Below are 23671 nucleotides of genomic sequence, written 5' to 3' on the forward strand. Positions count from 1 at the left end.
CGCTATCCATTTGTGTTGCTGGCGGTTCGTTGCGCTACCCCCTGAGATACCGAGCGGACCACCACGTCCGAGCCGAACCCGTATCGCGCCCAACCAATACTGTCCAGCCTGACCGTGCGTGCTTGATCTGTGCGCCCGGCCTGACGCATGGCCTCGGATTTCAACAGCATAAGCGTTGCCAGCAAGGCGGCATTTTCCGCCTGCATCATTACGTTTATGGCCTGATCAATTTCGGGCAGAGCTTCGGGCCCACGGCCATCTGCCAGAGCATTGGCAGCGGTTTGCGCCGTGATATGGGCGCGGTGAACGTCGGTGCCTGGCTTTGTGTTCAGGTATTGCAGTGCGATCTCGTATTGGCGTTGCGCGGCGTCCGGGTCGTCGAACTGCTGCATCCGACCCAGCAGATAATGAGGATACGCCCGGCGGTGATCAGTCCAACCTTGCTCCTGCCCGATGTCGGCAGCCTGTTGCGCGGCGCGCAGGCGGCGGGCGTTGCCAGCCCCCGGGCCAAGCGCCCGTTGAACCGATCTTATCCAAGCGCGCGGGGTATCTGTGACAGGCTGGTATGCAATCCTGTCACCGCGCGGGTTCAGGCGCCTCAGCACGCCGGGCAGAACCTGTGCGACCTGATCCCTGGTCATGCCGTTCTGCAACTCCGGTGAATAAGCTGTCCGCAGGATCAACATGTCGAACCCGGTCAGGACTGTGTGGAAATTGTCGTCGTTGAAGACCGAGTCCGGCAGGCGATACAGGTCATTCAGTGGGCCAAGCGCCTGTGCCAGTTCTTCGTGCAGGCAATCGCGGATTTCCTGTGGGCTGGCGTCATACGGAATGAAAATGCCCAACCGTTCGCGGCTGCGCAACTCGACCCAGCTGCTTTTGCGCTTGCGCCGGTCGTTGCGGTACTCTTCCAGGCTGGACGAATTGGGAACCACGAAACAGGCGGCCTGTGGCAGGACCCGATGGATTTGCTTCTGGCTGACGGCTTCGATGGTGATATTGGCCTGCCCGTCAGAGATCTGGCGAATATCTATCCCGGCCTCGCGCTGGATGCGCCTTAACACGCGGGTCAGGTCAGTCTGCATTGAGCGTGTCGGTGTACCGGTCAATCGCACAGTGATCGGTTCTTCAAAGCGGGTGAACACGGGCAGGGGTGTGCCGCTTTCCAGCGCAAAATGCAGGTCCAGAAAATCGGCGGCGATGTTCTTGTTGGACCGGGTTGGGGCGGATGGGCGTGGCGCCCCGAAAGATTTCGCCGGCGGCAGCGCGGCCTCGGCGATCTGTACCCGGGTGGGCTGTTCGATGGGTTTCACACTGGCGCATCCCGCCATCATCGCCATCAGGCAGGGGGCCAAAAACCGCATCATGGACGATTATACCGGATGAAGGGCGTCAATTTGCCGATGCGATCATAAAGCGTACGGGCCGTATGGTTGAAATCCTGCGTCAGCCAATAGACCGAGGGCGCGCCCTGACGGTCGGCTTCGGCATAAACGGCCTCGATCAAGGCGCGGCCAACGCCCGTGCCGCGCGCCTCGGGGCGTGCAAAGAGGTCTTGCAGGTAACAGACATTTTCAACCTTCCAGGCGTGGCGGTGAAACAGATAATGGGTCAAACCCTGCAAGCGCCCATTCGCCTCGGCCACGAAACACGAGAAATCCTGCGGGTCATCGCCCAGCAGCCGGGCAAAGGTGGTGTCGTATATGTTGTCTGGCACAGTGGTTTCATAGAACGCCAGATAGTCGCGCCACATCTCGGACCATTCGTCCCGGTCTTCGGGGCGCAGGGGGCGGATCGACAGAGTGTCGGTCAATATGGGCGTCCTTTCCTGCTCGGGCGTCGGGTGCTGTTTTGCGACTGCCGTGTTAGGGAATATGCTGCCATCCGCCCCGCACAGACGCAAGCCGCCATCACCGGAACGTCACCCGAACCGGCGACAATCAGCGCTGGCTGCGCGCCATAAAGGCAAGGCGTTCGAACAGATGCACATCCTGCTCGTTCTTCAACAATGCCCCGTGCAGCTTTGGCAGCGCGTTGACACCGTCTCGTTTGAGGTCCTCGGCGCTCAGATCCTCGGCCAGCAAAAGCTTTAGCCAGTCCAGGACTTCCGAGGTCGAAGGCTTTTTCTTCAGCCCCTGTGTTTCACGGATTTCGTAAAACTGGGTCAGGGCAGTGGTCAGCAGCGCCTCTTTGATGCCGGGATGATGCACCTCGACGATCCGGCGCATGGTGGCCTCATCCGGGAAGCGGATATAGTGGAAGAAGCAGCGGCGCAAAAACGCGTCAGGTAGTTCCTTTTCATTGTTCGAGGTGATGATCACAATCGGGCGGTTCTTGGCCCGGATCGTTTCGCCAGTCTCGTAGACGTGGAACTCCATCTTATCGAGTTCCTGCAGAAGATCGTTTGGAAACTCGATATCTGCTTTGTCGATCTCATCGATCAGAAGAACGACCTTTTCGTCAGCCTCGAACGCCTGCCACAGCTTGCCCTTGCGGATGTAATTCGAGACGTCATGCACGCGTTCTTCACCCAGCTGGCTGTCGCGCAAACGGCTGACGGCGTCGTATTCATACAGGCCCTGCTGCGCGCGGGTGGTGGATTTCACGTTCCATTCGATCATGCGCAACCCCAGCGCGCCGGCCACCTGTTTGGCCAGTTCGGTCTTGCCGGTGCCAGGCTCACCCTTGACCAACAGCGGACGTTCCAGCGTGACCGCAGCATTTACCGCAATGGTCAGGTCGTCGGTGGCGACATATTCGGCAGTGCCTTGAAAGCGAGCGGTCATTTGGGCCTCGTATCGGATTACGCCCCAATGGGATTACAGAGCGGTCAGGTTTTTTACAAGCCAGGTCGCTGCGTCGTGCCAGCGCGAAACTCCTGCAACTACAAGTCTTTGTGATCGATTCGCTTGGCTGGCAGGTGAAGGTGAACGAAGAATGCCGCGAAAATGCCCGCCTGTTTCCACAGTATTTCAAGGTTTTGTTGTTAAAAGTCTCATATTTAGACCGAGCAGCGTGATGACAGGCCGGGTAGACGTTTGCATAGTGACATTCCCCGCGCTGTCAGATAAACGCACCGCAGAAAGGGGTGCCAAATGTCAGGTAAAGTTATCGCCTCCGACGTTTCTGGCAATACCGAGGGAGCAAATATGAAGCAGGAAGTTTTCCTGCCGGACGATTACCGCCCGGCTGAGGATGAGCCTTTCATGAATGACCGACAGCTCGAGTATTTTCGCCGCAAGCTGTTGAATTGGAAAAACGAACTTTTGGCAGGCAGCCGCGATACCATCGAAGGTCTGCAGGACAACACGCGTAACATTCCAGATGTTGCCGACCGTGCATCCGAAGAGACCGACCGCGCCCTCGAATTGCGCACCCGGGATCGTCAGCGCAAACTGGTTGCCAAGATCGACTCGGCCCTGCGCCGCATCGACGAAGGTGAGTACGGGTATTGCGAGAAAACCGGCGATCCGATCTCATTGAGACGCCTTGATGCGCGCCCGATTGCAACCATGACGCTTGAGGCGCAGGAGCGCCACGAACGGCGTGAGAAAGTTCACCGCGACGATTGATCGCTGGACAATTCGGAAAAACATCAGCGCCGGGGCCTGCCGCCCCGGCGTTTTTGCGTTAAGCCTGTGCCATGAATATCAAAGACCTGAACTTCTGTGTCATTGGTGGCGGAATCGGCGGATTGGCGGCGGCGCTGGCGCTGCGGCAAGCGGGGGGAAAGGTTACCGTTCTTGAACAGGCTGCGGAACTGACCGAGGTTGGGGCGGGGCTTCAGATCAGCGCAAACGGTATGTGTGTATTACGCGCTCTGGGCGTTGTCGGGGATGTTCCCGCTAGGGGTCAGATCTCCTACGGCACGATCTTGCGCGACTACCGGGCAGGGCGGATCATCAGCCGTGTTCCACCTCCCGAGGCGGGTGAGACCTATTACTATCATCGCGCCGATCTGTTGGGTCTGCTGCATGACGCGGCGCGGCAGGCTGGCGTGGATATTCGTCTGAACGCACAAGTCGCCACAGTAAACAAGCATCCGTCCGAGGCGGAAATCGTTCTGCGCAGCGGCGAATGCCTGCGCACCGAATGCGCGATTGCCGCCGATGGCGGGCGCAGTGCGATCCGGCCAATTCTCAATGGCACCGAAACACCTGTGTTTACGCATCAGATTGCCTGGCGGGCAACGGTCCCAGTGACACAGACTTCGGAAAAGCCGTGCGCGTCATTGACGATGGGCCCCGGGCGGCACGTGGTTACCTATCCATTGCGCGAGCAAAGCCTGATGAATGTTGTGGCGATCGAGGAACGCTCGGACTGGACCGAAGAAGGCTGGAGGCGGCGAGGCGATCCTGAAGATCTGCGTGCCCGTTTCGCCGATTTCGGCGGTCCGGTCGGGGAGATTCTGGCCAGGGTTGACGAAGCGCACTTATGGGCCTTGTTTTTGCGCCCGGTTGCGCAAAGCTGGCAGAATGGCCGGCTGGCGCTTTTAGGTGATGCGGCACACCCAACTCTGCCTTTCATGGCGCAGGGTGCCTGTTTGGCTCTCGAAGACGCTTGGGTTCTGCAACGCGCCTTTGCCGAACAATCCGGGATTGGCAGCGCGCTTGCCGCGTATGAGGCCGCAAGGCGCCCGCGCGCTGTTCAGGTTGTAGCCGCCGCTGGCGCGAACGCGCGCAAATTTCATCTTCGCGGTCCGATGCGACTGGCGGCACAGGGTGTTTTGTCTGTGGTCGGCCCTCGACTGGCGCGCAAATACGATTGGATCTACGACTTCGATCCAACTGTTTAGATCTGTCAGATATCCAGATCGACCCAGACCGGGACATGATCCGAAGGTTTTTCGTGTCCCCGGATTTCCGAATCGATCCGGCATTCCCGCATCAGGTCGGCAGCTTGTGGCGTTAGCAAAAAATGGTCGATACGGATGCCATCATTCCGGTTCCATGCGCCCGCTTGGTAGTCCCAGAACGAATAGTGTTCGGGGCCCTGCGTCATCGCTCGAAACGCTTCGGTAAAGCCAAGGTTCAGAATTTTGCGGAATGCGGCACGGCTTTCAGGCCGAAACAAAGCATCCTCGCGCCACGCGTCGGGCCGGGCCGCATCCTCTGCCTGTGGAATGATATTGTAGTCTCCAGCCATAAGGGCAGGTTCTTCGGTCGCCAATAGGGCGCGCGCACGGTCGTAGAGACGCTCCATCCACGACAGCTTGTAATCGTATTTTGGCCCCGGAACCGGGTTGCCGTTTGGCAGGTACAATCCGCAAATCCGCAACGCCTTTTTGCCGACAATTGTGGCTTCGATCCAGCGCGCCTGTTCATCGTCATCATCGCCTGGCAAACCGCGCGTTACATCCTCCAAAGGAAGTTTCGACAGGATCGCCACGCCATTGAAGCTTTTTTGTCCGTGCGTTTCGACATTATATCCACGCTCTTCAAACAATTCGCGGGGGAAGTTTTCGTCGACTGATTTGATTTCCTGCAACAGGACGACATCGGGCTGCGCCTCATCCAGCCAGCGGGGCAGAGCCTCGGCCCGCGCCTTTATGCCGTTGATGTTGAACGTGGCGATTTTCATGCGCGATCCTCCAAAAGGCTTTCGCAACCTATCGCCCAGAACACACCCAACGGCAAGTGGCGGGCGGTTTTGCGAGGCTCTGCCTCGCGCTCCGGGATATTTACAGCCAGATGAAGTAAAGGATCCCTCTTCATCTGGCTAAAAATATCCTGGGGGTGTGGGGGCAAAGCCCCCACCTGCGGCTACATCGAAAAAGACGTACCGCAGCCGCATGACGATGTGGCATTCGGGTTTTCGATGACAAAGCGCGCGCCGATCAATTCCTGGGTGAAATCGATCACGGCATTTTCCAGAAATGGCAAAGAGACGGAGTCGACGATAACCTTCTGGCCTTTGCCTTCCAGTACAAGGTCGTCATCTTTGGGTTCATCCAAAGCGATTTCGTACTGAAAACCAGAGCATCCACCGCCTTCCACAGCCACCCGCAGGGCCTGCCCCTGATCAGCGGCGCCGATTTCAGCAAGGCGTTCGAAGGCGCGATCTGTAACTGTTGGGGGCAGATTCATGCCGGTCTCCAAAGGTTTATTTCCTCAGCGCTCTACAATATATGGAACCTAAGGACAGGCGACAAGGACAAGACCTTTGGACAGAGCAGGTTTTGCCTCGGATCCGGGCCGCGCAAGGGGGCGGATGGTACCGGAGGAGGAAAGCAGTTTCCGGTCATGCTTTCAGCGCGATCGGGACCGGATCATTCACGCAAGCGCATTTCGGCGGCTTAAGCACAAGACGCAGGTGTTTGTTGAGCATGAGGGCGACAGTTACCGGACCCGCCTGACCCACTCGATAGAAGTTGCGCAGGTGGCGCGGACAATTGCCGGGGCTCTTGGGTTGAACGCTGAGCTGACCGAAGCCGTGGCATTGGCGCATGATCTGGGCCACACCCCCTTTGGGCATACCGGAGAAGATGCGCTGCACGCTTTGATGCAGCCTTATGGCGGGTTTGATCATAATGCGCAGGCCGTTCGAATCGTTACGAAACTTGAACGCCACTATGCCGATTTCGACGGATGTAACCTGACGTGGGAGTGTCTTGAGGGCATTGCAAAGCACAATGGCCCCGTGCGGGGTGAACTGCCGTGGGCTTTGGCGGAATGCAATCAGGGGTTTGATCTGGAGCTGCGCACTCATGCCAGTGCCGAGGCGCAGGTGGCTGCTTTGTCCGATGATATTGCCTACAACAACCATGATTTGCTGGATGGGTTGCGTGCAGGCCTGTTTACTGATGAGGGGATCCAGGACCTGCCCATCGTGGGCGATTGTTATGCCGAAGTGGACAGCAAATATCCGGGGCTGGACCCATATCGTCGCAGGCACGAGGCTTTGCGGCGCGTCTTTGGGGTCATGGTGTCCGATGTCATCGACACATCACGGAATCTGATAGCTGACTCGGGCGCTCAATCGGTCGAGGATATTCGCAATCTGGGTTATCCCGTTATCCAGTTTTCCACTGTGCTCTGGGGCCAACTCAAGGAAATCAGGGCCTTTTTGTTTGCCAAAATGTACCGTGCGCCCAGTGTGATGAAGGTTCGGGAAGAGGTCAGCAAGGTCGTGGAAGACCTTTTCCCGATTTACTTGCAAGACCCCAAGCAGATGCCGGTTCGCTGGCACGACACAATTGAAGCCGCTGAGACTGAAACAGTCTTGGCGCGTATTGTGTCTGACTACATCGCAGGGATGACAGACCGGTTTGCCCTACAAGATCATGCGCGCCTGACCGGGCGCTGATCACTCGACGCCGATATAGGCCAGTGCCCAAACCTGTTGGCTGGCCTGTTCCTGGGCCAGATCAACGTCGTCGGTGGGCGGGAAAACGATCATGGTCGGGCCATAGCCGCCGATCCCCATAGGGCTGCCGTTGGCATGCGTCGCCACAATGGGCTGATGTGCTGCAATACTGCTCCAGGGAATCTCGGCCTGATAGCCATCCATGGCCATAGGTTTTGCCGTTTTCCCGTCAGCCCCAGCCATGGTCATCACGTCAGACAGGCGGGGACCGGAAAATGTGATGTCGCGCTGATTGCCCTCTGGACCATAGGCGATTGCAATCTCGAATTGCTGGAGCCCGTCCAGTGTTACTGCATCGAAACCTGCCGCTCCTTCATGCTGCACTTCGAGGTAACCCAATAATCCGCCATCGTTTTCGCTGCGCGCGGGAAGGTTGGTTTCGGTTACCGCACCACCCAGTGTCAGCAGCACGTGACCTTTAGGCGCGGGCATTTCGGCCCAGACGGGCATGGCGGCTGTGAAGAGCAGGCTTAGGGACAAGGTAAGGCGCATCGGTGGGACTCCGGTCAACAGAATTATGCCGACACTATCGGGCTTTGGTGGTAATCCAAGCTCAAACTTTAGGCCTCCATTGACCTTGGCGCCTTGCGTGGTAAACCGCCGGGCAAGCAAAAGGACATCCGACATGAACCTGTTTTCCGAGATCCGCGGCCTGGTATTGGACGCGCTGGCGCAGATGCAGTCCGAAGGTGCTCTGCTCGAGGGGCTGAGCTTTGATAACGTGGCGGTCGAGCCTCCGCGCGATGCGGCGCATGGGGACATGGCGACAAATGCTGCGATGGTGCTGGCGAAACCGGCCAAGATGAAGCCGCGCGACATTGCCGATGTGCTGGCCGGGAAACTGGCTGCTGATGAGCGGATCACCAGTGCCGAGGTGGCCGGGCCGGGCTTTTTGAACCTGCGGTTGTCTCCGTCGGTCTGGCAGGGCGTTCTGGCGGCGGTGCTGGAGCAGGGCGCGGACTATGGCCGATCAACCATGGGGCAGGGGCAGAAGGTCAACGTTGAGTATGTCTCGGCCAACCCGACCGGGCCGCTGCATGTGGGGCATACGCGGGGGGCTGTTTTCGGCGATGCTCTGGCGAGCCTGCTGGCCTATTCCGGCCATGACGTGACCCGCGAATATTACATCAACGATGGCGGCGCGCAGGTGGATGTGCTGGCGCGGTCCGCCTACGAGCGGTATCGCGAAGCCAATGGGCTGAGCCCCGAGATTGCTGAGGGTCTGTATCCCGGTGATTATCTGATCCCGATTGGTGAGGCGATCAAAGAGAAGTACGGCGACAGCCTGATCGACAAGCCCGAGAGCGAATGGCTGCAAGAGCTCCGCGAGTTTTCGACCGACGCGATGATGGACCTGATCCGCGCCGACCTGAAGGCGCTGGGCGTTGAGATGGACGTGTTCTTCTCGGAAAAGTCGCTTTACGGCACCGGTCGGATCGAAGCCGCGCTGAAGTCGCTGACCGAGAAAGGCCTGATTTACGAAGGTGTTCTGGAGCCGCCGAAGGGCAAAAAGCCCGAGGATTGGGAACCGCGCGAGCAGACCCTGTTCAAATCGACCGAGCATGGTGATGATGTAGACCGCCCGGTCAAGAAGTCGGATGGCTCGTGGACCTATTTCGCCCCGGATATTGCCTATCACTATGATAAGGTGAGCCGTGGCTTTGACGCGCTGATCGACGTGTTTGGTGCGGATCACGGCGGCTATGTCAAACGGATGAAGGCGGCCGTATCTGCCCTGTCCGACGGCAAGGTGCCACTGGACATCAAGCTGACGCAGTTGGTGAAGCTGTGGAAGAACGGCGAGCCGTTCAAGATGTCCAAGCGGGCCGGGAACTTTGTCACCCTGCGCGATGTGGTTGATCAGGTGGGGCCGGACGTGACCCGGTTTGTGATGCTGACTCGCAAGAACGATGCGCCGCTGGATTTCGATTTCGACAAAGTGCTGGAGCAAAGCCGTGAGAACCCGGTGTTCTACGTCCAATACGCCCATGCCCGCGTCATGAGCGTGCTGCGCCGCGCGGCTGAGGCTGGGATTGCGGCCGATGACGCAGCTCTTGCAGGCGCTGATTTGAGCAAGAATGATCACGCATCCGAGCTGACAGTGGCCAAGAAGCTGGCCGAGTGGCCGCGTCTGGTCGAAATCGCCGCGCGGACCAATGAGCCGCACCGGGTGGCCTTTTACCTGTATGAATTGGCAGGGGATTTCCACGCTTTGTGGAACAAGGGCAACGAAGAGACCCAGCTGCGCTTCATCCAGGATGGCGATGTTGCCACAAGCCAGTCGAAAATCGCTCTGGCCCGCGCTGTTTCTGTTGTGATTTCAGCAGGCTTGGGTATTCTTGGCGTTACTCCGGCGCAGGAGATGCGGTAACCAATATCGCCCGAACCGCCGGTACGAGGTAGGCAAGAAATGACCCGCGCGCCCAATTTTAGGTGCGAAACGGGCGGTGAGGCGGATATGGCGAGTTACAATTACTCAGGGCAACCACGCCCTGAGCAGATGCATTACACGAATCAACCGCATCCTCAGGATGCGTATGATGATCCCGATGAGATGTATGCCTATGATGAGGCGCCGCAAACCGGCGCTGGACTGGGCCGTCTGGTCAATATGCTCGGCGCTGCCGCGTCGCTTGCTTTGGTCGCGGGCATCGGTGTTTGGGGGTATGAGTTGGTTATGCGGGACGTCAGTGGCGTTCCGGTTGTGCGCGCCGCCGAGGGTCCGATGCGTATTCAGCCCGAAAACCCGGGCGGTACACCGGCAGATCATCAGGGGCTGGCTGTGAATGCGGTGGCGGCAGTTGGAACTGCCGCAGCCCCAGCGGATCGTTTGATCCTTGCCCCCAAGCCGGTTTCCTTGACCGACGAAGATATCCCGATGAGCGCGTTTGAGCCAACTCCGGCGGTTCACGTGGTGGAAGAAGAAGTTGCGGATCAGCTCAGGCAAAACGCAGTGGATTCAGTGGTTGCGGAACTGGCGGGCGAGGCACCTGATACCGATCAGCCGGCCCAGCCGGGCGTGCAATTGGCGTCTCTGTCCGTGCCCGAGGAAGAACCGGCGATTGATCCAGCCGATTTTGCAGCGCAACAACCCGATCCGGCGCTTGCGGCATTGCCAGGTGTGCGCCGATCCTTACGTCCCCAAACCCGCCCGGCACGGGTAGCGCCCAGCGGGATTTCAACCGACAGTGCGACCGAAGCTGCAATAAACGCGGCCGTCAAAGCTGCAGTCGGGTTGGATGTGGACCCGAATTCGTTGCCCAAAGGTACCCGGCTGGCGCAGTTGGGCGCTTACGAAAGCTCGGACGTGGCGCAGGCGGAATGGGTGCGCCTTAGCGGCCAGTTCGGTGAATATATGGATGGAAAACAGCGCGTTATCCAGAAAACCTCAAGCGGTGGCCGCACTTTTTATCGGCTGCGCGTGCTGGGGTTTGATGACGTAAGCGACTCGCGACAATTCTGCGCAGCGTTGGTGGCGCAAGGCGCAGACTGTATCCCGGTCGCCGTGCGGTGAATTTCGGAGCTGTCATCACCGATGCCGAAGGGTTTCGGCTGACGCCCGAAGAAAGATCGCTGTTTCGCCAGATGAACCCGTTTGGGTTCATCCTGTTTGCACGCAACATCGACGATGCGGATCAGGTGCGGGCGCTGTGCGATGATTTTCGCGAGGCTGTCGGGCGGAATTGCCCCATCACAATCGATCAGGAAGGCGGGCGTGTTCAGCGCCTGCGCGCGCCCTTGGCACGCGAGTGGTTGCCGCCTTTGGAACACACCGCCAAGGCCGGGGATCAGGCCGAGCGCGCCATGTATCTGCGGTATCGCCTGATTGCTGATGAGCTATTCTCATTGGGAATCGACAGCAACTGCGCGCCTATGGTGGATCTGGCGCGTGATGATACGCATAAGTTTCTGAAGAATCGCTGCTATGGTTCTGATCCTGAAGAGGTTTCCAAAATTGGGCGCGCTGTTGCCCTGGGTCACTTGGATGGAGGGGTTCTTCCGGTCATAAAGCACATGCCGGGGCACGGGTTGTCCACATTGGACAGCCATCATGATCTGCCCCATGTGGATTTGTCGTTGGAAGAATTGGAGCAGATGGACTTTGCTCCGTTCCGGTCCTTGAACGACTTGCCCATGGGGATGACGGCGCATCTGGTCTATGATCAAATTGATGCACAGCCCGCGACGATTTCGCCGGTGATGTTCGACTTGATCCGCAACAGGATCGGGTTCGACGGGTTGATCATGACCGACGACATTTCGATGAAAGCGCTAAGCGGTACGCCTGCTGAGATCGCTCAAAAGGCGTTGGCAGCGGGCTGTGATGTGGTTTTGCACTGCAATGGCAGTTTCGACGCTCGCGCGCAGGTCATGGAAACTGCGGGTCAGATGTCAGATGCGGCGCAATCCCGCGCGGATCGGGCTCTGGCGATGCGCAAACCACCGCAGGAACTTGACATCCCTGCCGCCGAGGCGGAACTATCTCGCCTAATGAGCGGGCAGGTCTATGAACGATAACCTTTTCAGCGAAGACCCGGTCTCGGTCGCCGATCGGTTGGCCGCCGAAGCGCTGATCGTTGACGTTGACGGGTTTGAAGGCCCGTTGGACGTTCTTCTGACCTTGTCGCGGACACAGAAGGTCGATCTGCGCAAGATTTCCGTCTTGGCGCTGGCGCAGCAATATCTGGCTTTTGTCGAGAAAGCCCGCGCGCTGAGGATTGAACTGGCCGCCGATTACCTCGTCATGGCCGCGTGGCTGGCCTTTCTCAAATCCCGTCTGCTGTTGCCGCCTGATCCGGATGACGAAGGACCATCCGGCGAGGAACTGGCCGCGCATCTGGCGTTTCAATTGGAACGCCTGCAAGCGATGCGCGATGTCGCCGCGCGCCTGATGGCGCGGGATCAACTGGGACGAGACTTTTTCAAACGCGGGCAGGGCGAAGACGTCACCCGCATCCGCACGGTGACCTATTCGGCAACTTTGCTGGATCTGATGCAGGGTTATGCCCGTATCCGTACACGGGACGAGTTCCGTCCGTTTGTAATGGATCGCGATGCCGTCTTTACCATGGAACAGGCGCTGGATCGCATGCGCCCGTTGATTGGATTTGCCGGGACATGGACGGATATGGAAACCTATCTGCCCGAGGGGTGGGATGCCGATCCGGTGCGGCGACGTTCGGCGACTGCTGCGACCTTTGCGGCCTCGCTGGAACTGGTGAAGGAAGGACAAATGGAGATGAAGCAGAGCGACACCTTTGCTCCGATTCAACTGCGCAAGAGGACCGAGACCCGTGACTGACGCCCCCGAAGACCAAGGCAGCGGCACCTTGTTCGAAGCGCCGCCGATGGCCGAGCAGGAACGCATGGTCGAGGCCGTGCTGTTCGCCAGTGCCGAGCCGGTGACGATTGCTGATCTTGAAGCGCGGATGCCCCATGGCAGCAACGCGGCGCAAGCGGTTGAAATGCTTCAGAAACGGTATGAGGGGCGGGGCGTTCGCGTGGTTCGCGTGGGCGAGGCTTGGGCGATCCGAACCGCGCCTGATCTGGGCTTTTTGATGCAAAAAGAAACGGTTGAGACCCGCAAGCTCAGCCGTGCTGCAATCGAGACGCTGGCCATCGTGGCCTATCATCAACCCTGCACGCGGGCCGAGATCGAAGAAATTCGGGGTGTTTCCGTGTCGCGCGGGACCATCGACCAGTTGTTAGAAATGGAATGGATCAGGTTGGGCCGCCGGCGTATGACGCCGGGCCGTCCTGTCACCTTTGTCGTGACGCCAGAGTTTCTTGACCATTTCGGGCTGGAAAATGCGCGTGACCTGCCGGGATTGAAGGAATTGCGCGCCGCTGGATTGCTGGAAAATCGCCCGCCACCCGGCACGATCCCATTGGGGGATGGGCGTGATGAGGACGAAGAAGAAGATCAGACCGAGCTGTTCGAGGAAGACTGAGCACCAGGCCCTTTAATTCCCAAAGATTGCCCTATCTCATTGTACAAGAGACGGAGAGAGCGATGAATGCCAATCGGTTGATTAACATGATCCTGCGTCAGGTGATGCGGCGCTTTGTGACCCGGGGGATCGGCGCGGGGATGAACAGGGCGGGCAGGTCTGGGCAAAACCCTGAGCGTGGGCAGAACAAACCCCGCAATCCGGGCGCGGCTCAGCAACAGAAAAGCATGAAACAGGCGCAGCAGATCACCCGTCAGATGCGCCGGTTCATGAGGTTTTGACCCTCATACAGCCTTGAAATGCTTGGAGAGTTTCAGGCCCTGTCCCTGATAGTTCGACGCAATCCCGGCACCGTATAGCTGCGTCGGCATCTCGGCCATTTTCTCGTAAACCAGCCGCCCGACAACCTGCCCGTGCTCCAGTACAAATGGCGCTTCGTGGCAGCGGACTTCCAGCACGCCGCGAGATCCTGCGCCTCCGGCGGCGGCATGGCCAAAGCCCGGATCGAAGAAGCCCGCATAATGCACGCGGAACTCACCGACCATGGCCAGATAGGGTGCCATTTCAGCGGCGTAAAGGGGCGGTATGTGCACCGCCTCGCGGCTCACCAGAATATAAAACGCGCCGGGATCAAGGATGATCCGCCCGTCAGTTGTTCGGACCTCTTCCCAGTAGTCTTGCGGCGCGTAGCCACCGATGCGATCCAGATCGATAACCCCGGTATGCGGTTTGGCGCGATACCCGACCAGATCAGTGTCGGGCAGTTGCAGATCAACCGAAAACCCCAACCCGTCCTGTATGACCGCAGGTCCGTCAACCAGCGGAGATTCGGCGTGCAATGCCATCAGCTCTGCGTCGCTCAGCACGGCTTGCCCCTTGCGGAACCGGATCTGGTTCAGCCGCATTCCGGGGCGGACGAGGACCGAGAAGGAACGGGGACAAATCTCGGCGTAAAGCGGGCCGGTATATCCAGCGGGAACCCGGTCAAACTCGGTTCCGCCATCGGTGATGGTGCGGGTCAACAGGTCCAACCGCCCGGTCGAGCTTTTGGCGTTTGCCACGGCAGTCACATCGCCGGGCAGGGCCAGCGATTCCATCAGTGGCACCAGATAGACGCAGCCCTTTTCCAGAACCGCACCTTCCGAGATATCGATACGGTGCATCTCAAACTCGGCCAGACGATCCGCAACAGAACGCCCTTCGCCAGCCAGAAACGAGGCGCGGACCCGGTAAGCTACTGTTCCCAATCGCAAATCAAGGCTTGCCGGTTGAATTTGCTCGGGCAAAACAGCAGAGGTGGCGGCGATCTCACCCGTTGCGATCATCGCTTCGATCTGCTGGTTTGGGCATACACCTGTCATCTCGATCCCCTCATGTGCCAGAGCGGGATCTGGCCTGTGTGCCGTATACGTCGGTGTAATTTGGTCGGGCTAGCAGGACTCGAACCTGCGACCTTCCGTCCCCCAGACGGACGCGCTACCAGGCTGCGCCATAGCCCGACGTTGGAGTGTTCATAAAGACTTTCCCGGCAGGGGCAAGAGGAAATCATCGCCTTTTATTCTTATCCCGCCGGTTGGGTTTCGACCCGGTCCAGCCAGGCGCGCAGGTCTTTTACGATTGGCGCAATCCGGCGCAGGACCTGCGGGTCGAAGTCGGACACCTGCCACGTCAACGAAGCAATTCCGCCCATCAAAGGTGCCGTATCCAGATCATCGACACCTGCTGGTTCAGTCAATGCGACAGGTGCTTTTGGTGCTGAAACATCTGCGCCATTTGCCACGGGGGGCGGGCTTTGCAAATCCAGACCAAATTGGCGGTCCTTGTGTGGGTCCGGTTTAGTATCCAAGGGAACAACTGTGCCGTCGACTGTGTCCGCCTGCGCGACGGTACCGTCAACTACAGGCGCGGCCTGCTGTGCGTCATCGTCCAGATCGGGAGATAGGGCGGCCACATGCGCCACGCCTTGTTCGCGCAGGATGCGCTGAACGCCTTTGATGGTGATGCCGTCATCATGAAGCAACTTCTTTATGCCGCCCAAAAGGCGCATATCGTTGGGCCGGTAATACCTGCGCCCTCCGGCGCGCTTCACCGGTTTGACTTGCGAAAAGCGGCTTTCCCAGAAGCGCAGCACATGGGCTTGGACACCCAGCCAATCCGCAACTTCACTAATGGTGCGAAAGGCATCGGGGGACTTGCTCATCTTGGCTTGCCTCGGGTGTTACTTGCGGTTCCCGGCTGCAACGCGATCCTTCATCAGGTGCGACGGGCGGAAGGTCAGAACGCGGCGAGGCTGAATCGGAACCTCTTCACCGGTTTTAGGGTTGCGGCCGATACGGGCGGTTTTGTCCCGAACGCTGAAGGTGCCGAAAGACGAGATCTTCACCTGCTCACCGCGCACCAGCGCGTCGGACATGTGGTTCAGAACGCTTTCTACAAGCTGTGCACTTTCATTGCGTGACAGGCCAACCTCACGAAAGACGGCCTCGCTCAGATCCATTCGGGTCAGTGTTTTATCGCCCATGCTTTTTCCCCTGTTGATTTCGAAGCATATGGCGATGCAAAATTCGCTGTCAATATCAATGAATTGCAGGCGGCTGTGTAAGCCGGTTTGTGCCTGTTACCAGCGCAGTGCAACAGCGCCCCAGGCCAGTCCACCGCCGATTGCTTCGGTTACGATCAGATCGCCTTGCTTGATCTGGCCACGCTGTTTGCCAACCGACAGGGCCAGTGGGATGGATGCAGCCGAAGTATTGCCGTGGTCTTGCACGGTGACGACAACACGCTCCATCGGCAGGCCCATCTTCTTTGCGGTGCCCTGAATAATGCGAATATTGGCCTGATGCGGGACGATCCAGTCCACATCATCGCAACTGAGCTCGGCCCGTTCCAGTGCAACTTCCGCTGTTTTAGCAAGCTTTTCAACAGCATGGCGGAAGACTTGATTGCCCTGCATGCGCAGATGACCGGTGGATTGGGTCGATACGCCCCCATCGACATAAAGCAGGTCTTTATAACGCCCATCCGAGTTCAGGTCAGTCGCAAGGATACCGCGATCCTGCGAGGTGCCTTCACCCTCCTGCAACTCCAGCACCAGCGCGCCGGCACCGTCACCGAACAGCACACAGGTCGACCGGTCATTCCAATCCATGATTCGCGAGAAGGTCTCGGCCCCGATCACCAGAACCCGTTTGGCCTGCCCGGACAGGATCAGCGCGTTCGCGTTGCTCAGCGCGAAAACGAATCCGGCGCACACCGCTTGAACGTCAAAGGCGAATCCGTTGGTCATGCCCAGCCGCGCCTGAACCATTGTTGCGGCAGATGGAAAAGTCAGATCAGCAGTCGAGGTCGCCAGAACAATCGCATCGATGTCATCAGCCGACAGCCCTGCATCCGCCAGTGCGGCCTGGGCGGCATGGGTTGCGAGGTCCGAGGTCGTTTCGTCATCGGCGGCAAAGTGGCGGCGTTCGATACCCGAACGTGTCCGAATCCATTCGTCCGTGGTGTCCAGCGTTTTTTCAAACTCGGCATTCGGTACGATACGTTCCGGTAGATAATGCCCGACACCTACAACAACTGAGCGGCCTGCCATGCTGGGGTACTGCCTTTTTAGTTATTATTCCGACTGCGACGCAGTTTGCGCGGCATCTTGTTCAAGCTGGGCTGTGGATGCAACCCGTGCAGCCAACTTTTCCGAGAATCCAGATTCGGCCAGTGTAAAGGCCAGTTTGACCGCCGCTGAAACGCCTGTAGCGTCGGCCCCGCCATGAGATTTGATCACCGTGCCGTTCAAACCAAGGAAAACGCCACCATTCACGCGGCGCGGGTCGATCCGCTTCTTTAACCGGTTGAGTGAGGTGATTGCCAGGATCGAGGCCAGCCGGGACAGGGGCGAATATTTGAACGCCTGGCGCAAGAGATCACCGATCAGGCTGGCCGTGCCTTCGCCGGTCTTGATCGCGACGTTGCCGGTAAACCCATCTGTTACAATGACATCCGCCTTATCACCCGGGATGTCGCTGCCTTCGACAAACCCGACAAAATCGAAATTCGCCTGGTCGGCGAAATCCGCAATCAGCGCATGGGCTTCTTTCAGTTCAGCGCGGCCTTTGTGTTCTTCAGTGCCGACATTCAGCAAGCCGATGCGTGGCCGGGACTGCGCCATACCATTGCGAGCGTAGGACGCCCCCATCAGAGCGTATTGCAGCAAATCCTTGGCGTCGGCCCGTACATCTGCGCCCACATCCAGCATCACGTTGAAGCCTTGCGGGTTGCGCGAAGGCCACAGAATGGCGATGGCGGGGCGGTTGACGCCAGGTAACTTGCGCAGCCGCATCATCGACAGCGCCATCAGCGCACCGGTATTGCCGCAGGACACGGCGCCATGGGCTTCACCCTGACGCACCGATTCCAGCGCCGACCACATTGAGGTCTGCTTGCCGTTGCGGACAACCTGACTGGGTTTGTCCTCCATCGTGACCACATCCGGGCAATCACGAAAAACGACGCGCCCTTCAAGGACGCGCCGTTTGGCAACCAGTTTGCGCAGCTCGCTTTCCTGACCGTGCAGAATGAACCCGATCTTGGGATTCTTGTCGGCGGACTTGGCGATGCCCGCAACAACAACGGCAGGGCCCGAATCTCCACCCATCGCGTCAACCGAGATGACAATCCGTTCGGTTTGCGAGGGCTGATCCGTCATACCTTGGCCTGCACTCGATCAGGCTTAGGCTGCGTCTTCGTCCAGATCGATTTCGTCGGCCTGAGCAACGACTTCACGATCGTCATAATAGCCGCAGGATGCGCAAACGTGGTGCGGGCGCTTCAGCTCGCCACAGTTCGGGCATTCGTTCGGGTTTGCAGCAACCAGAGCGTCGTGTGCGCGGCGGTTATTGCGACGCGACTTGGAAACTTTGTTCTGTTGGACGGCCATGGTCTCAACCTTTGTCTACTGAGGGTCAGCAGAATCGCCGCCGACCGGGTTTCATATTTCGTTTATCGTGGTTTGACGCGCGTTTAGGGTACATGCCCCACGTTGTCCAACCCTAAATCCGATGAGCGCGCGAAAATACTGCGATTCTCGACATGTTCAAGCGATTTTTCTGACCGTCTGCTATGACAGGAAATCAGACCTCTGTCACTCGTCTTTTTTGAGTGCGTCGCGCAATTCCGCCAACCCGGCAAAGGGTTTTGCGTCTTCATCTGTCATCGCCCGTTTGCCTGGTTCAGTATAGCCGGTCTGTTCAACCTCGGCATCCTTCTTGCGCGGATATTGGGGCAAAGCCAGCGACAGCGCCTCGACCATCACCTGATAGGGGTCGATTTCTTCGCCCATAGGCTCGGTCTCGTCATCTTCGGGCATTTCGAATTCGGGCTCGTCGGGTTCGTCCCACTCGGCCAGAAAGACACGACGCACGGGGATGTCGATGCGGGTGGTGACCGGATCCAACGTGATCACGCAGGGTTGAATGACGGTTGCGCCCAGCTTGCCGGTCAGAACCCAGTCGCGCTTACCGTGGGCCTGTACGTGCCCGGTAAAAGACAGTTTACGCAGACCTTGCAGGCCAAGCTCCTGTTTCAGCGCCTCCATCAGTTCGGTCCCGGGACGCAAATCGAACCCGGTGGGGGTGTTTTGCTGCAAGTCTGCGACGCGCAACGGTTTCGGTCCGGCCATTCGTGACCCTTTCCTCTGTTGAACCAAGGCAACGGTTTCTGTAATCGGATAGAAGCCGCAAGGTGCCAAGGCAAGAGGGTGTGAATGGTGAAGGTGACAATCAAACCGCAACCGGTGTTTAAAACACTGGCCTTTGGCGCTTTTCTGGCGGTGATGGCATGCTCGCCGATTTTCAAGAATCACGGCTATATTCCTCCGGCGGAAGACCTTGCCGAGATCAAGGTGGGCGTGGATACACGCGATTCCGTGCTGGAAACGCTAGGTGCGCCCAGCTCATCGGGCGTTTTGCGGGATTCCGGTTATTACTATGTCGCGTCGCGCGTTCGCTATCGCGGCCCCAAACGACCGAAAGTTGTCTCGCGTGAGTTGGTCGCGGTCAGTTTCGATCAGCGCGGGGTCGTGCGGAACATTGAACGGTTTGGCCTTGAGGACGGCTATGTTGTTGTTCTGGAGCGCCGCGTGACGGATTCCAGCGTTCAGAACAAAGGCTTCCTGCGGCAACTGCTTGGCAATATCGGCAACTTCGGCCCGGCGAACATCCCGGGAATCGACGGCACTTGATCTCGTCACAGGATGGTCACACATCCTGTGATATGGGACGTGCAACGAAGCACAAGGGTCGGCAACCGCGGAGGATGCGCCCATGGCAGGAAACGTGTTGTTGAGCAAAGGGCGGTATCGCGCCCGGCTGGCGCAAACTCAAAAAGATATCAGGGCCGCGCAGGCCTTGCGTACCCTGGCATTTCGAACCGAGAGTACTGATCGCGATCAGTACGACGATCTCTGCACCCATGTGCTGGTGGAAGATTCGAAGGCAGGCGGTCAACTGGTCTGCTGTTTCCGGATGCTTACGATGCAGGGCGGGTCTGAGATTGGGAATAGCTATTCCGCGCAGTTTTATGATCTGTCCGCGCTGGCGGGCTTTGACGGCCAGATGGTTGAAATGGGGCGGTTCTGCATTCACCCGGATTGGACCGATCCCGACATTCTGCGTGTCGCCTGGGGTGCGATGACCACATATGTGGACCGGAACCAGGTCGAATTGCTGTTTGGCTGCTCGTCTTTCGCAGGGACCGAGACCGAGCAGTATCTGGACGCCTTTGCCATGCTCAAGCACCGCCATCTGGCACCGAAACGCTGGCTGCCAAGGGTTAAGGCTCCGGATGTGTTCCGCTTTGCGGCGCGGTTGCGGCGCAGGCCGGACGCGAAGAAGGCGATGCTGCGGATGCCGCCCTTGCTGCGGACCTACTTGATGATGGGCGGCTGGGTCAGTGATCACGCGGTGGTAGATCGACACATGAACACGCTGCATGTGTTCACCGGGCTTGAGATTGGGGCGATTCCCCCGGCTCGCAAACGTTTGCTGCGGGCCGTGGCCAGGTGATTTGAGTATTTGGGAAAAGGTGAAGCAGGGGCGTTGACGCGTTGGGTCAGCCGGTTTAGCTGGCGGGCATGGCGAGAATTCCTTTGTTACAGATGTCCGGCATTTCCCTGACCTTCGGGGGTGAGCCGGTGTTTTCCGAACTGGATCTGGTGGTTCAGCCCGGCGACCGTGTGGCGCTGGTGGGGCGGAACGGGTCGGGCAAATCCACTTTGATGAAAGTGATGGCCGGTCTGGTTGAGGCCGATCAGGGAGAAATCGTTGTCCCGCCCGGCAAGTCCGCGGGCTATATGGAGCAGGACCCGACCATGGAAGGGTTCGCAACTCTGGGCGATTACGCCTCCAGCGAGTTGGAACCGGGCGAATTGTACAAGGTGGAGCGCGCTGGCGAGGGATTGAAATTCGACCCCTCGCGCCCGGTTGAGACGGCGTCAGGTGGTGAGCGGCGCCGCGCGGCGTTGGCCAAGTTGATGGCCGAGGCTCCGGATCTGATGCTGTTGGACGAGCCGACCAACCATTTGGATATCGAAGCGATTGCGTGGCTGGAGCGCGAGCTTGGGGCGACGCGGGCGGCTTTCGTCCTGATCTCGCACGACCGCGCCTTTTTGCGCGCGCTGACACGCGCGACATTGTGGATTGACCGAGGTTCGGTGCGGCGTCAGGAACAAGGGTTCGATGCGTTTGAAGCGTGGCGCGACAAGGTTTGGGAAGAAGAAGACCAGCAGCGCCACAAGCTGAATCGCCTGATCAAGTCCGAGGCCAAATGGGCCGTGGAAGGCATCAGCGCCCGGCGCAAGCGCAATCAGGGGCGGGTGCGCGCGTTACAGGCGCTGCGTGCCGAAAAAGCCGCCCAGATCAAGCGTCAGGGCGCGGCCGCGATGACGCTGGAGGCCGGGCCGAAGTCGGGCCGTAAAGTGATCGAGGTCAAAGGGCTGGCCAAAGGGTTTGGTGACACTCAGATCGTGCGCAACTTTGATTTGCTGGTTCAGCGCGGGGATCGTGTGGCCTTTGTCGGGCCAAACGGTGTAGGGAAGACCACGCTGTTGAAGATGCTATTGGGACAAGAGGCGCCGGACGAAGGTTCAGTTTCTTTGGGCACCAATCTGGAAGTTGCCGTTTTTGATCAAACCCGCGCGCAACTGGACCCTGAAATGACCCTGTGGGACAGCCTGACCAGCGATCCCGAAATGCGTGTCTCGGGTAAGGCGGATCAGGTGATGGTGGGCGGGCAGCCCAAACACGTGGTTGGATACCTCAAGGAGTTTCTGTTCGACGAACGACAGGCCCGCGCTGCCGTCAAATCCCTGTCGGGTGGCGAGAAAGCCCGACTGTTGCTGGCCAAACTGATGGCGAGGCCTTCGAACCTGCTTGTGTTGGATGAACCGACCAACGATCTGGATGTCGAAACACTGGACCTGCTACAGGAACTGCTGGACGACTATGACGGCACCGTGTTGCTGGTCAGCCATGACAGGGATTTCCTGGACCGCGTGGCGACCACCACCATCGCGATGGAGGGTAACGGGCGCGCCACTGTCTATGCCGGAGGATGGTCCGATTACGTCGCACAGCGCGGCGATGTTGTGGAAAAAAATTCTGACAAGGCAAAGCCTTCCAAGCCAAAGATCAAGCAGGAAGCAAAGCCGAAACCAGGCCTGTCTTTCTCGGAAAAGCACCGGTTGGAAAAACTGCCCGCCGAAATCACACGCCTTGAGGCGGAGATCGCCAAGTTGGAAGATCTGATGTCCGATCCTGAGCTGTTCACCCGCGAGCCGGTCAAGTTCCAAAAGGCCTCTGAGGCGCTGGTCGAGCGGCAGCAAAGGCTTTCGGCGGCTGAAGAAGAATGGCTGATGCTGGAAGAGAAGGCCGAGAACGCTTAGGCGAGCTTGGCGCGCAGATCGCCGTGTATCAGCCCATTGCGCGCGCCGGGTTGCCGATCACTGTACATCCGGCGGCTACGTCTTTGGTCACGACTGCCCCGGCGCCAACAATCGCGTGATCGCCAATGGTTACGCCGGGCAGGATGATCGAACCGCCCCCGACCCAGACGTTCTGGCCGATAGTCACAGGCCGGGCGATTTCCAGACCCCGGGCGCGGTCAACCGGGTCTTTGGCGTGTTGCGCGCAGTAGATCTGGGCCTGCGGTCCGAACATGCTGCCATCGCCGATCTGAACGCGCGCAGTGTCCAGAATGGTGCAGCCTGCGTTGAAGTAAACGCCGCTGCCCAAGTGGATATTGAGGCCATAGGCGCAGTGAAAGGGGGCTTCGATCAGGCAGTCATGGCCTGCGTTTCCAAGCAGTGCGCGCAAGGCAGGTGCCATACCGGCCCGTCCGTCGGGCTCGCTGGTGTTATGGGCATGCACGGCGCGGCGGGCTGTGGCGCGCAACCCGTCCAGCTCGGGATCAAGGCAGCAATACCATTCGCCCGCTTCCATTTTCTCGCGTTCGGTCATGCGCAGGGTTTAGCGCATCCTCAACGCACCGTCGATGCGGATGACCTCTCCGTTCAGATAACCCATCTCAATGATGAACCCAGCCAGGCGCCCGAATTCGCGGGGATCGCCCAGACGGGCCGGGTTGGGAACGTCTGCCGCCAACTGCTGCTGCACCTCTTCCGGCAATCCGGCCAGCATTGGGGTCATGAAAATACCCGGCGCGATTGTCATGACACGGATACCGGTCGAGGCCAGGTCGCGCGCCATCGGCAAAGTCATGCCCACCACACCACCTTTGGACGCGGCATAGGCTGCCTGACCTTTTTGTCCGTCATACGCCGCGATCGAAGCGGTATTGATAATCACACCGCGCGCGCCGTCGGATTCGGGGTCATTTCGGGCCATCTCGGCAGCGGCCAACCGGGCTACGTTAAAGCTGCCGATCAGGTTTACGTCAATCGTTTGCTGAAACGCGTCCAGCGGGTGTGGGCCATCTTTGCCGACAGTTTTGATCCCGTATGCGATTCCGGCGCAGTTCACAGCCGCCGTGATCCGGCCCATCTTGCTGACTGCGTGAGCCATCGCCGCCGATACCGAGCTTTCATTCGTCACATCCGTCTGCGCGAAGTGTCCCCCAATCTCGGATGCGACCTGTGCCCCCCGGTCGGCGTCGCGATCAAGGATGGTAACCTGTGCTCCTTGCTCTGTCAGGTATCGTGCGGTGGCTTCGCCAAGGCCGGATGCACCGCCGGTGATGACGGCGGCCGTGGTGGACATCTGCATGCAAATTCCCCTCAACTGATTTGAACACTTGTTCAAATAATAGGAACCTGAGCTATCTGTCTAGTAGTGCGAGCAGAGAACAGG

Annotated in this window: 27 protein-coding genes and 1 tRNA gene; 12 read left to right on the top strand and 16 right to left on the bottom strand. The window is 58.9% G+C overall.

Annotated features, from left to right (window positions below):
• Positions 1-2: 2 nt before the first annotated feature.
• The 3 genes from ACP0GE_RS18660 to ACP0GE_RS18670 form a co-directional block, all read right to left on the bottom strand.
• Positions 3-1367 carry a DUF2927 domain-containing protein gene (locus ACP0GE_RS18660; protein WP_424833405.1) on the bottom strand — a complete coding sequence of 455 codons (1365 nt, stop codon included), beginning with the start codon at positions 1365-1367 and terminating at the stop codon, positions 3-5.
• On the bottom strand, positions 1364-1753 hold the full coding sequence (locus tag ACP0GE_RS18665; RefSeq protein WP_424833871.1) for an N-acetyltransferase family protein: 390 nt from the start codon (positions 1751-1753) through the stop codon (positions 1364-1366). Before ACP0GE_RS18665 ends, ACP0GE_RS18660 begins: the two co-directional genes overlap by 4 nt.
• Before the next feature lie 187 nt (positions 1754-1940).
• Positions 1941-2786: an AAA family ATPase gene (locus ACP0GE_RS18670; RefSeq protein WP_424833406.1), complete on the bottom strand. Its 846-nt coding sequence runs from the start codon at positions 2784-2786 to the stop codon at positions 1941-1943.
• A 363-nt stretch (positions 2787-3149) separates the two neighbouring features.
• Here ACP0GE_RS18670 and dksA point away from each other — a divergent pair, with 363 nt between their 5' ends.
• Both dksA and ACP0GE_RS18680 read left to right on the top strand, forming a co-directional pair.
• Complete coding sequence (gene dksA, locus ACP0GE_RS18675) at positions 3150-3572, top strand: RNA polymerase-binding protein DksA (protein WP_424833407.1); 423 nt, start codon at positions 3150-3152, stop codon at positions 3570-3572.
• Between the two features lie 71 nt (positions 3573-3643).
• Entirely contained in the window at positions 3644-4795 is a 1152-nt protein-coding gene (locus ACP0GE_RS18680; RefSeq protein ID WP_424833408.1) for an FAD-dependent monooxygenase, read from the top strand.
• Between the two features lie 5 nt (positions 4796-4800).
• Here the strand turns inward: ACP0GE_RS18680 and xth are convergent, their stop codons facing one another.
• Together xth and ACP0GE_RS18690 are read right to left on the bottom strand one after the other, a co-directional pair.
• Positions 4801-5580, bottom strand: a complete 780-nt coding sequence (gene xth / locus ACP0GE_RS18685) for an exodeoxyribonuclease III (RefSeq protein WP_424833409.1) — start codon at positions 5578-5580, stop codon at positions 4801-4803.
• Positions 5581-5762: 182 nt separating this feature from the next.
• On the bottom strand, positions 5763-6086 hold the full coding sequence (locus tag ACP0GE_RS18690; RefSeq protein WP_424833410.1) for a HesB/IscA family protein: 324 nt from the start codon (positions 6084-6086) through the stop codon (positions 5763-5765).
• 76 nt (positions 6087-6162) lie between these two features.
• Here ACP0GE_RS18690 and ACP0GE_RS18695 point away from each other — a divergent pair, with 76 nt between their 5' ends.
• Entirely contained in the window at positions 6163-7305 is a 1143-nt protein-coding gene (locus ACP0GE_RS18695; protein ID WP_424833411.1) for a deoxyguanosinetriphosphate triphosphohydrolase, read from the top strand.
• Here the strand turns inward: ACP0GE_RS18695 and ACP0GE_RS18700 are convergent, their stop codons facing one another.
• On the bottom strand, positions 7306-7992 hold the full coding sequence (locus ACP0GE_RS18700; protein ID WP_424833412.1) for a hypothetical protein: 687 nt from the start codon (positions 7990-7992) through the stop codon (positions 7306-7308).
• Between ACP0GE_RS18700 and argS the strand changes: the two genes are divergently transcribed.
• The 6 genes from argS (at position 7991) to ACP0GE_RS18730 (ending at position 13597) form a co-directional block, all read left to right on the top strand.
• A complete protein-coding gene (gene argS / locus ACP0GE_RS18705) occupies positions 7991-9736 on the top strand; it encodes an arginine--tRNA ligase (RefSeq protein WP_424833413.1) in 1746 nt (581 codons plus the stop codon). The genes ACP0GE_RS18700 and argS overlap by 2 nt on opposite strands.
• Positions 9737-9775: 39 nt before the next feature.
• Positions 9776-10879 carry an SPOR domain-containing protein gene (locus ACP0GE_RS18710; RefSeq protein ID WP_424833414.1) on the top strand — a complete coding sequence of 368 codons (1104 nt, stop codon included), beginning with the start codon at positions 9776-9778 and terminating at the stop codon, positions 10877-10879.
• A complete protein-coding gene (gene nagZ, locus ACP0GE_RS18715; protein WP_424833415.1) occupies positions 10876-11883 on the top strand; it encodes a beta-N-acetylhexosaminidase in 1008 nt (335 codons plus the stop codon). The genes ACP0GE_RS18710 and nagZ overlap by 4 nt, the downstream gene beginning before the upstream one ends.
• On the top strand, positions 11873-12667 hold the full coding sequence (locus ACP0GE_RS18720; RefSeq protein ID WP_424833416.1) for a segregation and condensation protein A: 795 nt from the start codon (positions 11873-11875) through the stop codon (positions 12665-12667). Before nagZ ends, ACP0GE_RS18720 begins: the two co-directional genes overlap by 11 nt.
• Entirely contained in the window at positions 12660-13316 is a 657-nt protein-coding gene (gene scpB, locus ACP0GE_RS18725; RefSeq protein ID WP_424833417.1) for an SMC-Scp complex subunit ScpB, read from the top strand. Before ACP0GE_RS18720 ends, scpB begins: the two co-directional genes overlap by 8 nt.
• 62 nt (positions 13317-13378) lie before the next feature.
• Entirely contained in the window at positions 13379-13597 is a 219-nt protein-coding gene (locus ACP0GE_RS18730) for a hypothetical protein (RefSeq protein WP_424833418.1), read from the top strand.
• Between the two features lie 3 nt (positions 13598-13600).
• On the opposite strand, the gene ACP0GE_RS18735 is transcribed toward ACP0GE_RS18730, so the two are convergent.
• From ACP0GE_RS18735 to ACP0GE_RS18770, 8 genes are all read right to left on the bottom strand, one after another.
• A complete protein-coding gene (locus tag ACP0GE_RS18735; protein ID WP_424833419.1) occupies positions 13601-14677 on the bottom strand; it encodes a 2'-deoxycytidine 5'-triphosphate deaminase in 1077 nt (358 codons plus the stop codon).
• A gap of 61 nt (positions 14678-14738) precedes the next feature.
• Positions 14739-14815, bottom strand: a tRNA-Pro gene (locus ACP0GE_RS18740).
• A 62-nt stretch (positions 14816-14877) separates the two neighbouring features.
• Entirely contained in the window at positions 14878-15516 is a 639-nt protein-coding gene (locus ACP0GE_RS18745) for a MerR family transcriptional regulator (RefSeq protein WP_424833420.1), read from the bottom strand.
• 18 nt (positions 15517-15534) lie between these two features.
• Positions 15535-15837 carry an integration host factor subunit alpha gene (gene ihfA, locus ACP0GE_RS18750; RefSeq protein ID WP_008755922.1) on the bottom strand — a complete coding sequence of 101 codons (303 nt, stop codon included), beginning with the start codon at positions 15835-15837 and terminating at the stop codon, positions 15535-15537.
• A gap of 96 nt (positions 15838-15933) precedes the next feature.
• The gene (locus tag ACP0GE_RS18755) at positions 15934-16905 is read right to left on the bottom strand and encodes a beta-ketoacyl-ACP synthase III (RefSeq protein WP_424833421.1); all 972 of its coding nucleotides are present in this window, start codon (positions 16903-16905) and stop codon (positions 15934-15936) included.
• Between the two features lie 24 nt (positions 16906-16929).
• Positions 16930-18015 carry a phosphate acyltransferase PlsX gene (plsX, locus tag ACP0GE_RS18760; protein ID WP_424833422.1) on the bottom strand — a complete coding sequence of 362 codons (1086 nt, stop codon included), beginning with the start codon at positions 18013-18015 and terminating at the stop codon, positions 16930-16932.
• Positions 18016-18039: 24 nt separating this feature from the next.
• Positions 18040-18246: a 50S ribosomal protein L32 gene (gene rpmF, locus ACP0GE_RS18765; protein WP_170570029.1), complete on the bottom strand. Its 207-nt coding sequence runs from the start codon at positions 18244-18246 to the stop codon at positions 18040-18042.
• A 204-nt stretch (positions 18247-18450) separates the two neighbouring features.
• Positions 18451-18987: a YceD family protein gene (locus ACP0GE_RS18770; RefSeq protein ID WP_424833423.1), complete on the bottom strand. Its 537-nt coding sequence runs from the start codon at positions 18985-18987 to the stop codon at positions 18451-18453.
• Between the two features lie 84 nt (positions 18988-19071).
• On the opposite strand from ACP0GE_RS18770, the gene ACP0GE_RS18775 reads away from it, so the two are divergent.
• The 3 genes from ACP0GE_RS18775 to ACP0GE_RS18785 all read left to right on the top strand — a co-directional run bounded on the left by ACP0GE_RS18775 (position 19072) and on the right by ACP0GE_RS18785 (position 22248).
• Positions 19072-19548, top strand: coding sequence for an outer membrane protein assembly factor BamE (locus ACP0GE_RS18775; protein ID WP_424833424.1), 477 nt, complete (start codon positions 19072-19074; stop codon positions 19546-19548).
• Between the two features lie 82 nt (positions 19549-19630).
• Positions 19631-20371 carry a GNAT family N-acetyltransferase gene (locus ACP0GE_RS18780; protein ID WP_424833425.1) on the top strand — a complete coding sequence of 247 codons (741 nt, stop codon included), beginning with the start codon at positions 19631-19633 and terminating at the stop codon, positions 20369-20371.
• A 68-nt stretch (positions 20372-20439) separates the two neighbouring features.
• The gene (locus ACP0GE_RS18785; RefSeq protein WP_424833426.1) at positions 20440-22248 is read left to right on the top strand and encodes an ABC-F family ATP-binding cassette domain-containing protein; all 1809 of its coding nucleotides are present in this window, start codon (positions 20440-20442) and stop codon (positions 22246-22248) included.
• A 28-nt stretch (positions 22249-22276) separates the two neighbouring features.
• Here ACP0GE_RS18785 and ACP0GE_RS18790 read toward each other — a convergent pair whose 3' ends face one another.
• Positions 22277-22822, bottom strand: coding sequence for a sugar O-acetyltransferase (locus ACP0GE_RS18790; RefSeq protein ID WP_424833427.1), 546 nt, complete (start codon positions 22820-22822; stop codon positions 22277-22279).
• A 9-nt stretch (positions 22823-22831) separates the two neighbouring features.
• Positions 22832-23587, bottom strand: coding sequence for a 3-hydroxyacyl-CoA dehydrogenase (locus ACP0GE_RS18795; RefSeq protein WP_424833428.1), 756 nt, complete (start codon positions 23585-23587; stop codon positions 22832-22834).
• Between the last annotated feature and the right edge of the window lie 84 nt (positions 23588-23671).

This window comes from Ruegeria sp., assembly GCF_965243365.1.
Lineage (GTDB): Bacteria > Pseudomonadota > Alphaproteobacteria > Rhodobacterales > Rhodobacteraceae > Ruegeria.